Below are 12,930 nucleotides of genomic sequence, written 5' to 3' on the forward strand. Positions count from 1 at the left end.
CCGAGCCGAGAAGGAGGACCCCATGCGCGTGCTGGCAGCCATGTCCGGGGGAGTGGACTCCGCCGTCGCCGCGGCCCGCGCGGTCGACGCCGGCCACGACGTCACCGGGGTGCACCTGGCGCTGAACCGCATGCCGGGCACCCTGCGCACCGGATCGCGCGGGTGCTGCACCGTGGAGGACTCGAACGACGCCTGGCGGGCCGCCGAGAAGCTGGGGATCCCGTTCTACGTCTGGGACTTCTCCGAGCGCTTCCAGGCGGACGTGGTCGACGACTTCGTCGCCGAGTACGCGGCCGGGCGCACTCCCAACCCCTGCCTGCGCTGCAACGAGAAGATCAAGTTCGAGGCGCTGCTGGACAAGGCCGTGGCCCTGGGCTTCGACGCCGTCTGCACGGGCCACTACGCGACCGTCGTGGACGTCGACGGCCACCCCGAGCTGCACCGCGCCGCCGAGGACGCCAAGGACCAGTCCTACGTCCTGGGCGTGCTCGACGAGCAGCAGCTGCGGCACTGCCTCTTCCCCCTGGCGCCGACCCCCTCCAAGGCGCAGGTGCGCGCCGAGGCCGAGCGGCGGGGGCTGTCGGTCGCGGCCAAGCCGGATTCGCACGACATCTGCTTCATCCCGGACGGGGACACCCGGGGGTGGCTGGCCGAGCGCGTCGAGATGCGGCCCGGGGCGATCCTCGACACCGAGGGCCGCGAGCTGGGCCGCCATGAGGGCGCGCTGGCCTACACGGTGGGCCAGCGCAAGGGCCTGCACATCGGGACCCCGGCGCCCGACGGGAAGCCGCGCTACGTGCTCGAGATCCGCCCGAAGACCGACGAGGTGGTCGTCGGCCCGCGCGAGGACCTCGCCGTGGACGAGATCCGGGGCATCCGGATCTCGTGGGCGGGGCGCCCCGTGCCCGAGCTCGCGTCCTTCGACCCGGCGGGTGAGCCCGGCGAGCGGTCCGAGGCGGTCGACGTCCGGGTCCAGGTGCGCGCCCACGGGGACGCGCTGCCCGGACGGGCGCGGCTGGAGCGCGTCCGGGAGGACGGGGCCGTGTCCGTGCAGCTGGTCCTGGAGCTCGACGAGCCCCTGCGCGGCGTCGCGCCGGGGCAGTCGGCCGTGATCTACCGGGGCACCCGCGTGCTGGGCCAGGCCACGATCAGCTCCGCCCGGGCCACGGCCCGGGCCCGCTGACCTAGGATCGAGGCCATGAGCTCCGCCGATCAGCCCGTCAGCGCCCCGCCCCCGGACAGCAGCGAGGGCGCCGATCCCATGGCGCAGCTGCGCGCCATGCGGGGCACGATCGACAATCTGGACGCGGTCCTGGTCCACGTGCTCGCCGAGCGCTTCAAGGCCACGCAGCGCGTGGGGGAGCTGAAGGCCGCCCACGACCTCCCGCCGGGGGACCCGCAGCGGGAGTCCCAGCAGATCGAGCGGCTGCGCAGGCTCGCGGCCGAGGCCGAGCTGGATCCCGAGTTCGCGGAGAAGATCCTGAGCTTCATCATCAGCGAGGTCATCCGCCACCACGAGCACATCGCCGATCAGCGGCGGACGGGCTCCGAGCAGTGACGGCGACCGGATCGAGCCCGGGCGGCGGGGCCGTCCAGGAGGCCCGCACGCGGGCGGTCGTCGTGGGGCCGCTGCCGGGCCGCAGCGCCGTCGAGGCCTTCACGACCATGCGGGGCGAGCTCGGCGCTCCCCACCGCAGCGGCCTGCTGGCCCTTCCGGGGCGCTCCGATGCCGCTGACGAGCTCCCTCGCACCGTCGCCGTGCTCACCGAGCTGCACTGCGATCTGCAGCCCCACGGCTGGCGGCTGCAGCGCCACGGCTCCCAGGACTCGCGCGCCGCGCAGTCCCTGCTGGCCGGCGACATCAACGCCCTGGCGGACGTGATCGGGGCGGAGTCCGGCGGCGACCGCGAACCGGTGACCACCGAGCTGCTCGGCCCGATCACCCTGGCCGCGCGCCTGCACCTGCACGGCGGCGAGCGGGTGCTGCGCGACCACGGCGCCCGCCGGGATCTGGCGGACTCCCTCGCCGACGGCATCGCGGGCCATCTCCGCGCCGTGCGCGAGGCCGCAGGAGGGCGGGAGGTCGCGGTGCGCTGGTCCGAGCCGGAGCTGCAGCGCGTGCTCGACGGCAGGATCCCCACCGCGAGCGGCTACCGGACGCTGCGGGCGGTGCCGTGGGCCGAGGTGCGCGAGACCCTGACGCGGATCGGCCGGGCGGCCGCGGAGGCGGGCGCCGCATCGGTCGAGCTGCGGATCCCGCAGGGGGCCGAGATCGCCCGGTTCGCCTCCGTCGGCGCCGACCGGCTCGTCCTCGACGCGCCCGGGCCGTCCGCCCGCGAGTGGGAGCCGCTGGCCGCGGTGCGCGAGGACGGCGTGGAGCTGACGCTGCAGCTGGGGCGGCTCGGCGATCCGCGCTCGGGACGCTTCTCGACGGGGCAGCACGTCGAGGCCGTCGCGGGCCCGTGGACCGATCTCGGGCTGCCCCAGCGCGAGCTGTCGCGGCTGATGATCGCGGCGGGACCCGGTCTGGAGGACACCGATCCGGGGAGCCTGGCCATGACGCTGGGCCGTGCGGCGGACATCGCCCGGGAGCTCGAGGAGACGGCCCGCGAGGCCTGAGCGCGCGGACGGCCGCGCGAGCGCTCGGGCCCTCTCGTGCCGTGGTCCGGTGCGCGGCGGCGGGGCCGCAGGGCTGCTCGGTGCTGGCCCGCGGGGCTCACCGGAGCTGACATGATGGAGTGGGGGCAGATGCGCCCGGCGGAGGAGCCGGCGCGCGAGCCGGCCCGATGCGAAGGAGAGAGACGGTTCAGTGGCCAAAGCACGCATCCTCGTCGTCGACGACGACTCCGCCCTGGCGGAGATGATCGGGATCATCCTCACCGCGGAGAACTACGAGACGATCTTCTGCGCCGACGGCGCCGAGGCCGTGGACCTCTTCCGCTCCTCCGATCCGGATCTCGTCCTGCTGGACCTGATGCTGCCGGGCAAGGACGGCATCCAGATCTGCACGGAGATCCGGCAGTTCTCCGACACCTCGATCGTGATGCTGACCGCCAAGTCCGACACGGACGACGTCGTGCGCGGCCTCGAGGCCGGGGCCGACGACTACATCCCCAAGCCGTTCAAGCCCGCCGAGCTGCTGGCCCGCGTCAAGGCCCGGCTGCGCCCGGGATCGCGCGCCACGAGCGACGAGCTCGTCGTCGGCGACGTCACCGTCGACATCACCGGGCACCGCGTCCTGCGCGGCGAGGAGGAGATCCCGCTGACGCCGCTCGAGTTCGAGCTGCTGGCCACGCTCGCCCGCTCGCCCGAGCAGGTCTTCACCCGCGACATGCTGCTGCGCCAGGTCTGGGGCTACCAGAACGCCGCCGACACCCGGCTCGTGAACGTCCACGTCCAGCGCCTGCGCTCCAAGGTCGAGAAGGACCCGGAGAACCCCCAGATCGTCGTGACCGTGCGCGGGGTCGGCTACCGCGCCGGCCACGAGCACCGCTGAGCGGGCCGGGGATCCACCGCCCATGACCGAGCGCGCCGCGGCCCCCTCCGCACCCTCCGGCACCGCCGAAGGGCCGGAGCCGAGCGCGCGCGCCGGCATGCCCCCGGAGCCCTCCGCGGCCGGGCCCACGCTGCCCGTGGACGTGCTCGACACCCCGGACCGTGAGGTCTCCGAGGCCGCGGGGTCCTCGGCCGGCCGGAGGGGGAGGCGGCCGCGGCGCAACCGGTACCGGGGCCCCGTCGGCGGGCTGCGGCTGCGGGTGCGCCTGCTGCTGCGCCGGTGGCGGCACTCCCTGCAGTTCCGCGCCGTCTCGGTGGCTCTCGTCGGGGCCCTGATCGTCTTCCTGGTCACCGGCAGCTTCCTGTCGCACCAGATCTCCGAGCGGCTCTTCAACGACGCCCTGGGACAGGCCCTGAGCCAGTCCGAGGCGGACTACCGCAGCGTGCAGGCCAGCTTCGAGGCCTCCGAGGGCGGCGACCAGGCCCAGCTGCAGACCCTCGTGTCCTCGACCCTGGGCGGCCTGGACTCGGGCAGCGACCGGGAGCGCAGCCGCTGGGTGCTGCTCCCGCTCGACGAGGAGGCGGACCGCGGCCCCGACGCCCTGCCGCCCCAGGCCGAGAAGGACTGGATGGGCCCGGACACGATCCCGGAGGACCTCAAGCAGGAGGTCGCGGAGAGCGGCGGGCCCGGCGAGCGCGTGTACTGGCAGTCGAGCTCGGCCCGCATCGACGAGGACGCCCTGCCCGTCCCCGTCGTGATCGTGGGCCAGGTCGTCGAGCCGGAGCAGGGCTCGCCCTACGGCCTCTACTTCGTCCACGACTTCTCGCAGCCGCAGCGCACGCTCGATGCCATCCACGCCGTGCTGCTGCTGGCCACGCTGGTGCAGGCCCTGCTCGTGTCCGGGGTGGTCTGGTACGTCACGCGGGAGGTCGTCCGGCCGGTCACCTACACCGCCCGGTCCTCCGAGTCGCTGGCCGACGGCAACCTGGACGCGCGCATGGAGGTCCAGGGCTCGCACGAGGTCGCCCGCCTGGGCCGGTCCTTCAACCGCATGGCCGACAACCTCGCGGATCAGATCACGCGGCTCGAGCAGCTGTCCAAGATGCAGCAGACCTTCGTCTCGGACGTCTCCCACGAGCTGCGCACGCCCCTGACGACCGTGCGCATGGCCGCCGAGGTCCTGTACAACGCCCGCGACGACTTCGACCCGGTCAACCGCCGCTCGGCGGAGCTGCTGTACCACCAGGTCGATCGGTTCGACGTCCTGCTCGCGGATCTGCTCGAGATCTCCCGCTTCGACGCCGGGGCCGCCCGGCTCGAGATCACCGGGGTCAACATCCTCCAGCAGGTCTCGGGGGTCCTGGAGTCCACGGCCCCGCTGGCCGCGAACGCCGGAAGCGTGATCCGGGTGCACGCCGACCGCCAGCGGATCCTCGTGCAGATGGACCAGCGGCGCATCGAGCGCATCCTGCGCAACCTGGTGGTCAACGCGATCGAGCACGGCGAGGGCCGTCCGATCGACGTCGTCGTGCGGGCCTCGGACGCCGCAGTGGGGGTCGCCGTGCGGGACCACGGCATCGGGCTCACCGAGGAGCAGACCGCCAAGGTCTTCGACCGCTTCTGGCGCGCGGACCCGGCGCGGGCGCGCACGACGGGCGGCACCGGCCTCGGCCTGTCCATCTCGGCCGAGGACACCCGGCTGCACGGGGGCTGGCTGGACGCCTGGGGCTCGCCGGGCGAGGGCGCCTGCTTCCGCCTGTGCCTGCCGCTGCTGCAGTCGCGGCCGCTGAGCGAGGACGACGAGCCGCCGGTCGAGCTGCCCCCGGAGACCGAGTCCATGGCCGTGGTCGGCGTGGTCACGGACACCGGCACCATGGTGGCCATCCCGCTCGATCAGGACTCGGTGGCCGCCCGCTCGACCGGCCAGCTGCAGCTCGCCGCGATCCGGCAGGCGGCGGCCGATGACGTCGACGCGGACGCGGACGCGGCGGCCGAGGCGGGGGCCGCAGCCGAGGGGGAGGCGGGCGGCCGGTCGCCGGCCGAGGCCGCGGAGGCCCCCGCAGCGGCGCCGAGGGGGTCGACCGCCGCGGCCCGCGAGTCGATCGACGGCCGCTTCGTCGGGTCGTCCGCGACCGGGCGCTCCGAGGGAGGGCCCCGCTACACCCCGATCGCCCTGGACGACGAGGCCCGGGAGGATCTGCTCCTCCCGGCGGTCCAGGAGAGCGGGCCGACCGGCATCGCCGACCCGGGCCAGGGGCAGGAGGAGGTCCCCGGCTTCCGCTCGGGGATCCTGGACGACGACGGCCGCCTCGCCGCTCCGGGCCCGGACGCAGGGCCGCACGACCCGGAGGCTCGGCTCGGCACGGCCTTCCGCGATGCGCCGGCATCGGATGAGCCGCCGGCGCCCTTCGAGGAGGACGACCTGGACGTGTCCTACGATGACCTGTTCCCGGACGACACCGGCGAGCTGCCGGCCTTCCGCGATCTGCCGGAGGAGCCGGCGGGGCCCGTCGGCGGCGAGGCGCCCGCGGCCGCCGAGGACGCCGATGAGGTCGCCGCCGAGGACGGGGACGAGCACGGCGACGGACGGAGCACCTGACATGCAGCGCATCCCACGGAACCCCGGTGGTCAGGCCCGCGCCGCAGGCGCCCCCCGGCCGCGCCTGCGATCGCGCCGGGCGCGTGCGGCCCTGTCCATGGGCGCGGTCGCCGCGCTCGTCGTGACCGGCTGCGCATCGATCCCCACGTCCGGTCCGGTCCACATCGCCGAGGGCCCCACCGACGAGGCCACCGACGAGACCGCCCCGGTCTTCGCCGCCCCCGCTCCGGGGGCATCCCCCGAGCAGATCGTCACGGACTTCCTGGCGGCCGGGCAGGGCGCGGCCGACGACTACGCAGCGGCGCGCGAGTACCTGGCCCCGGATCTCGCCGACAGCTGGCGCCCCGGGCAGCAGACCGTCGTCTTCTCCGGGGAGGCGGGGATCCAGCAGGGGCTCGAGGAGGACCAGGTCCGGGTCAGCGTGGACACGCGGGCAGAGATCGACGTCGACGGCATCATGGACCGAAAGGAGCCAGGGACCACCGACGAGTTCGACCTGCGGCTGACGCAGGTCGACGGCGAGTGGCGGATCTCGGAGGCCCCCGATGCCGTGCTCATCCCGGCCGGCAACCTGGACGACGTCTACCAGCCGTACAACCTCTACTTCATGGAGCCGGGCGGGCAGTTCGCGGTGCCGGATCCGCGCTGGTTCCCGGACCGCCCCGTCGTGTCCACGCAGCTCACGCGAGCGCTGCTCAACGGCCCGGCGCCCTATCTCGAGGACTCGGTGCGCAGCCACTTCCCGGACGGGGCCGATCTGGCCGACGGCACCACGGTCCCGGTGCAGGACGGCGAGGCCTCGGTCGAGATGACGATCCCCGAGTTCAGCCCCACCGATCTGGAGACGACCGAGGGGATGTACGGGCAGCTCATGCTCACCCTGGGCGACCTCCCGTCCGTCGACGACGTCGCCATGACGGTCAACGGGTCCCCGCTCGAGCTCGCCCCGGACGCCGCGGCCGAGCTGCCGTCGACCGCCAGCTCCGTTCCGGGCCGCCAGGTCGGCCTGCGCGACGAGGAGCTCGTGTTCCACCAGGGCGGCCAGATCAGCCCGGTCCCCGAGCTCGCGGGTGCCCTCGACGGCCGCTCGCCGAGCGCGCCGGCGATGGATCCCGACATGGAGGGCTTCGCGGCCCTGGCCGATGACGCCGGCACCATGGTCACCTTCACGACCTCCGAGCCGCAGCCGCAGGATCGCGTCAGCGGCAGCGGGCTCACGGACCCGTCGGTGGACAGCCGGGGATGGGCCTGGACGGCGGACGACGAGGGCGCTGTCAGGGCGGCGGCGCTCGCCGAGCCGGACCGGCCTGCGCTCGAGGTCCAGGCGGATGCCCTCGAGGACACGCCCATCTCGAGCCTGCGGGTGTCCCGGGGCGGCACCCGGGCGCTGATCGTCACCGACGAGGGCGAGGACTCCAGGATCCTCGTGGCCGGCATCGTGCGCGGCGAGGACGGCGAGCCGGAGCGGCTCAACGACCCCCAGCTGGTCGATCTCGGCACCATCGAGTCGCCCGCCTCAGCGGCGTGGATCAGCGACTCCGAGTTCGTGGCGGCCGCAGCGGGCCAGGACGGCGCCACGCCCCAGATCTACGACGTCTCGGGCCGTCACCGCAGCCTGCCCGTGGTCGCCGACGGCGTGCAGAACGTGGCCGGCGGCGACGGCGAGGGGGAGATCTACGTCGAGAGCGACGGCGAGGTGCGGCTGCTCACCGGCGAGGCCTGGTCGCCGCAGACCGACGAGATCTCCGACCTGGCCTTCGCCGGCTGAGATCCGGCGCGGGAGGCCGCGGCCCCACAGCACGGCCCGGTGCTCCCGGCCCCGCGAGACGGTGCCCGCGCGCAGCGGGGGTCTGCGGGCCAAGACCTGCTCGGGCAGGCTTCCGGGGATGAGCATCCCGACCCGCGGCCCCCGCCAGGATCCGACCCGCGCCGGCCGCCCGGGCGACGGGGGCGACGGCGGGCCGGCTCGTGCGCATCGGGTGAGCGGCCGGCGACTGGATGCGAGTCTGGTCCGCGCGAGCGCGGCTGCGCACCGGGCGATCGAGCCGATGCTGCCGGTGCAGTGCGCGGTGTGCCGCGAACCGGGCCGATCCCTGTGCCGCGCGTGCCGCCGGCTGCTGCGTCGCAGCTGCGCGCGGCCGCATCGGGTCGGCTCCGCGTCCGCGCAGCTGCGCGGGCTGCCCGTCGTGGCCGCCGGCGCCTACGAGTTCGAGCTCGCAGTGTGCCTCATGGCTCTGAAGGACGGCGGCCGCACCGACCTGCTCGGCGAGCTCGCCCCCGTGCTGGCCGCGGCCGTGCGGGCGGCGCTGGGAGACGCCTGCGGGGGCGCCGTGCTCGTGCCGATCCCCACCTCCGCCCGAGCGCTGCGGCGCCGCTGGTTCGACCCGGTTCAGGAGCTGCTGCGGCGGGCCCGCCGCGACGGCCTCCTGCCGGGCTGCACCTCGATCGAGCCGTGGCTGGGGCACCGCTCGCGCCGGGCGGGGGCCGCGGCGGCCGGGCTGGGCGCCCGGGCCGCTGCCCAGAAGACCCGCGACGCCGCGGGGCGCGCCCGGGCCGAGGACCCGTTCGAGGTCGTCCGGCCCCGCGGCCGGACCGGGCCGCCCCCGGCCGTCGTCCTGGTCGACGACGTGCTCACGACCGGCGCCACCCTGCGCCGCGCCGCGGACCGGCTCGAGGCGACGGGCCTGCGGGTCCGCGGAGCCGTCGTGCTGGCGGCGGTGCGGGCCCCGTCGGCCGGGCCGGCGGACGACGATGACGACGTGCGCGTCCAGGGCGAATCGCCGATGGCCGGACGATGAATCCTCGATGTGCTCCGAGTAACATCCTGTTACCGGGGCCCCTCGTCCCGGGTGGAGGTCGCCTCCGCCGGCCTCCGCAGCGTTGACGGCGGGATCCGCCGCCGATTGGGAGGACAGCATGGAACTCACCATCCAGGGTCGCAGCGTCACCATCTCGGATCGCTTCCGCGAGTACGTGGAGGGCCGGGTCGTCAGGTTCGAGGAGCTGGGCGACAAGGTGCAGCGCATCGAGATCAAGGTCCTCAAGGAGAATCCGCACCCCGGCCACGACGGCATGCGCGTCGAGGCCACCGTCATCGGCCGCGGTCCCGTGGTGCGCGCCGAGGCCCGCGGCGACGACAAGCAGGCGGCCTTCGACGCCGCCTACGCCAAGCTCATCGAGCAGCTGCGCCGCGCCCGCGATCGTCGCAAGATCCACCGCGGCAATCACCGTCCCACAGCTGTCCACGAGGCGACCGCCGATCTGCCCGTCGCCCCGGTCGGCGAGCAGCCCTATGCCACGCCGGAGGAGCTCAGCGCCGCCGAGGAGGAGGCCTTCGACACCGAGTACCCCCTGAGCGAGGACGTCCCTCCGGTCGAGATCCGGCGCAAGAGCTTCCCCGCCGAGCGGATGAGCGCCGATCAGGCGATCGATCGCATGGAGCTCGTGGGGCACGACTTCTTCCTCTACCTCGATTCGGAGACCGACGAGGCCTCGGTGGCCTACCGCCGCAAGGGCTGGGAATACGGTGTGATCTCCCTCAGCGAAGCGGTCGCCGAGCCCGAGACGACCGAATCGAGGGCCTACCAGACGAGCTGATGCCCCGCCCGGCGGCGCCGTCCCGACGGGCCGCGCCGCCTCGGGCACCGCGCGCACGGCAGCCGCGGCCGGGACCCATCCGGCCGCGGCTGCCGTCATGGGCTCTGCCGTACACTGTCTCGAGTCGTCGGCCGACCTCGCGGCCGGAACCGGGAGCAGACCGCGGAGATCCCGCGCTCGAACCCGGTCGATCGCGGCGACGAACACCACGATCAAGGAGCGTGAGCCTGTGGCGTCAATCCTGGAGAAGGTGCTCCGGACCGGCGACAAGAAGGTCCTGCGCCGACTGCGGTCCTACGCGGATGCGATCAACACGCTGGAGGACGGCTTCCGGGAGTTCACCGACGCCGAGCTGCGCGCCGAGACGGATGCGTTCCGGCAGCGCGTCGAGGAGGGCGAATCCCTCGACCGCATGCTCCCCGAGGCCTTCGCGGTGGTCCGCGAGGCCTCGCACCGCGTTCTGGGCAAGCGCCACTACGACGTCCAGCTGATGGGCGGTGCCGCACTGCACCTGGGCAACATCGCCGAGATGAAGACCGGCGAGGGCAAGACCCTCGTGGCCACGGCGCCGGCCTACCTCAACGCCCTGTCCGGCAAGGGCGTCCACGTCATCACGGTCAACGACTACCTCGCCTCGTCCCAGGCCGAGCAGATGGGCCGCGTCTACCGGTTCCTGGGGATGGAGACCGGGACGATCGTGGCCGGTCAGAGCCCCGACGTGCGCCGCAAGCAGTACGCCGCGGACATCACCTACGGCACGAACAACGAGTTCGGCTTCGACTACCTGCGCGACAACATGGCCTGGTCCGTCGACGAGCTCGTCCAGCGCGGCCACAACTTCGCGATCGTCGACGAGGTCGACTCGATCCTCATCGACGAGGCCCGCACGCCGCTGATCATCTCGGGGCCCGCCTCCGGGGAGGCGAACCGCTGGTACTCGGTCTTCGCCGCGCTCGTCGAGCGCCTGGACCTGGACGAGGACTACGAGGCCGACGAGAAGAAGCGCACCGTCTCCGTGCTCGAGCCCGGGATCGACAAGGTCGAGGACTGGCTGGGCATCGAGAACCTCTACGACACCTCGAACACCCCGCTGATCGGCTTCCTGAACAATGCGCTCAAGGCCAAGGAGCTGTTCACCCGCGACAAGGACTACGTCGTGATGAAGGGCGAGGTCCAGATCGTCGACGAGCACACCGGCCGCATCCTGAAGGGCCGGCGCTACAACGAGGGGCAGCACCAGGCGATCGAGGCCAAGGAGAAGGTGAAGGTCAAGCCCGAGAACCAGACGATGGCGACCATCACCCTGCAGAACTACTTCCGCCTCTACGACAAGCTCGGCGGCATGACCGGCACGGCCGAGACCGAGGCCGCGGAGTTCATGAACACCTACGAGCTCGGCGTCGTGGCGATCGAGACCAACCGGCCGATGATCCGCGAGGACCAGGAGGACCTGGTCTACAAGAACGAGGTCGTGAAGTTCGCGGCCGTGGTGCAGGACATCGAGCAGCGCCACGAGAAGGGCCAGCCGGTGCTCGTGGGCACCACCTCGGTCGAGAAGTCCGAGTACCTCTCCAAGCTGCTGGCCAAGCGCGGCGTGCGGCACGAGGTCCTCAATGCCAAGAACAACGAGCGCGAGGCCGCGATCGTGGCCCAGGCCGGGCGCCGGGGCGCCGTCACGGTCGCGACCAACATGGCCGGGCGAGGCACCGACATCATCCTGGGCGGCAATGCCGAGGCGATCGCCATGGAGCGGATGAAGGAGCTCGGCCTGGACCCGGACCGCGATCCGGAGGCCTACGAGCAGCAGTGGCCCGAGGCCCTCGCGGCCGCCGAGCACGAGATCGGCGACGAGCACGAGCAGGTCAAGGAGCTCGGCGGGCTGTACGTGCTCGGCACGGAGCGCCACGAGTCCCGCCGCATCGACAATCAGCTGCGCGGCCGCGCCGGGCGCCAGGGCGATCCCGGCGAGTCCCGGTTCTACCTCTCGCTCAACGACGACCTCATGCGCCTGTTCAACGCCGGCGGCGCCTCGCGGCTGATGGCCAACGCCGCCGAGGACACCGCGCTCGAGTTCCGCATCGTCTCCCGCGCGATCGCCTCGGCCCAGAACATGGTCGAGGGCCGCAACGCCGAGCAGCGCAAGAACGTCCTGAAGTACGACGATGTCCTCAATCGCCAGCGCACGGCGATCTACGCCGATCGCCGACGGATCCTGGAGGGCCACGACCTGCAGGATCAGGTCCAGCAGTTCCTGCGCGAGGTGGTCGGCTCGATCGTCGTCGACAAGACCAGCTCCGGGCACCCCGAGGACTGGGATCTGGACGCGCTGTGGGAGTCCCTGCGCACCGTGTACCCCGTCTCGGTGACCCAGGACGAGCTGATCGAGGAGGCCGGCGGGCGCGACCGGCTCACGACCGCGTTCCTGCGCGAGCAGCTGATCTCCGATGCCGAGGTGGTCTACGAGGAGCGCGAGGAGCAGATCGGCTCCGAGGCCATGCGCCATCTCGAGCGGCGCGTGGTGCTCTCGGTCCTGGGCCGCAAGTGGCCGGAGCACCTCTACGAGATGGACTACCTCAAGGACGGCATCGGCCTGCGGGCCATGGCCCAGCGCGATCCGCTGGTCGAGTACCAGCGCGAGGGCCACATCATGTACCAGACGCTGATGGAGGGCATCCGCGAGGAGACGGTCACCTACCTCTTCAACGTGGATCTCGCCTCCCAGCGCGCGGGCGCCGGCGGGGGCCCGCTGGCGGGCGGGCTGCCCAAGCAGCCCAGGTTCCTCCAGTACTCGGCCCCCACCGAGAGCGGCCGGACCCAGGTGCGCACCGAGCGCAGCGGGGGCGACTCGGCCGACTCATCGGGTGCGGCGTCCTCGGGCTCGCAGGCGTCCTCGTCCGGTGGGGGTGCCGACGACGAGAGCGCGAGCCGCAAGGGCAAGGGCGCTGCCTCCCGGAGCTCGGCGGGGAGGAGCTCATCGGGCCGAGGCTCGGCGGGCAAGGGCTCCGGTCGCAGGGGCTCCGTGCGCGGGGGAGCGACGGCCGGCGCAGGCTCCTCCGCGGCAGGGGCGACACCGGCGGCCGCCGCCACCGGGACGGCGACCTCCGTGGCCGACCCGGCAGCCGCCCCCGGGGAAGCGGGTGCGGATGCTGCCCCCGCCCCCCGGTCGCGCGCCGAGCGCCGGGCCGCCGAGGCCCAGGCCGCTCGCAGCGCCAGGAAGCGGGCCAGGAAGAGCGGCTGA

At 73.5% G+C, this 12,930-nt stretch carries 9 protein-coding genes; all 9 read left to right on the top strand.

Features of this window, described 5'->3' with window-relative positions; all coding sequences use genetic code 11:
* Window positions 1-22: 22 nt before the first annotated feature.
* The 9 genes from mnmA (at window position 23) to secA (ending at window position 12,930) form a co-directional block, all read left to right on the top strand.
* Window positions 23-1,183, top strand: a complete 1,161-nt coding sequence (mnmA, locus tag FSY66_RS07800) for a tRNA 2-thiouridine(34) synthase MnmA (RefSeq protein WP_144793211.1) — start codon at window positions 23-25, stop codon at window positions 1,181-1,183.
* A gap of 15 nt (window positions 1,184-1,198) precedes the next feature.
* Window positions 1,199-1,558, top strand: a complete 360-nt coding sequence (locus FSY66_RS07805; protein WP_144793216.1) for a chorismate mutase — start codon at window positions 1,199-1,201, stop codon at window positions 1,556-1,558.
* Window positions 1,555-2,619, top strand: coding sequence for a uroporphyrinogen decarboxylase/cobalamine-independent methonine synthase family protein (locus tag FSY66_RS07810; RefSeq protein WP_144793219.1), 1,065 nt, complete (start codon window positions 1,555-1,557; stop codon window positions 2,617-2,619). The genes FSY66_RS07805 and FSY66_RS07810 overlap by 4 nt, the downstream gene beginning before the upstream one ends.
* Before the next feature lie 190 nt (window positions 2,620-2,809).
* Window positions 2,810-3,496, top strand: a complete 687-nt coding sequence (gene mtrA / locus FSY66_RS07815) for an MtrAB system response regulator MtrA (RefSeq protein ID WP_144793222.1) — start codon at window positions 2,810-2,812, stop codon at window positions 3,494-3,496.
* 22 nt (window positions 3,497-3,518) lie between these two features.
* Window positions 3,519-6,095, top strand: coding sequence for an MtrAB system histidine kinase MtrB (gene mtrB, locus FSY66_RS07820; protein WP_260853581.1), 2,577 nt, complete (start codon window positions 3,519-3,521; stop codon window positions 6,093-6,095).
* A gap of 1 nt (window position 6,096) precedes the next feature.
* Window positions 6,097-7,863 carry an LpqB family beta-propeller domain-containing protein gene (locus FSY66_RS07830; protein ID WP_144793225.1) on the top strand — a complete coding sequence of 589 codons (1,767 nt, stop codon included), beginning with the start codon at window positions 6,097-6,099 and terminating at the stop codon, window positions 7,861-7,863.
* A gap of 118 nt (window positions 7,864-7,981) precedes the next feature.
* Window positions 7,982-8,893, top strand: coding sequence for a ComF family protein (locus FSY66_RS07835; protein WP_144793228.1), 912 nt, complete (start codon window positions 7,982-7,984; stop codon window positions 8,891-8,893).
* 118 nt (window positions 8,894-9,011) lie between these two features.
* Window positions 9,012-9,692 carry a ribosome hibernation-promoting factor, HPF/YfiA family gene (hpf, locus tag FSY66_RS07840; RefSeq protein WP_144793231.1) on the top strand — a complete coding sequence of 227 codons (681 nt, stop codon included), beginning with the start codon at window positions 9,012-9,014 and terminating at the stop codon, window positions 9,690-9,692.
* Between the two features lie 229 nt (window positions 9,693-9,921).
* Window positions 9,922-12,930, top strand: a complete 3,009-nt coding sequence (gene secA / locus FSY66_RS07845; protein WP_260853582.1) for a preprotein translocase subunit SecA — start codon at window positions 9,922-9,924, stop codon at window positions 12,928-12,930.

The organism is Kocuria palustris (assembly GCF_007666205.1).
Taxonomy (GTDB): domain Bacteria; phylum Actinomycetota; class Actinomycetes; order Actinomycetales; family Micrococcaceae; genus Kocuria; species Kocuria palustris_A.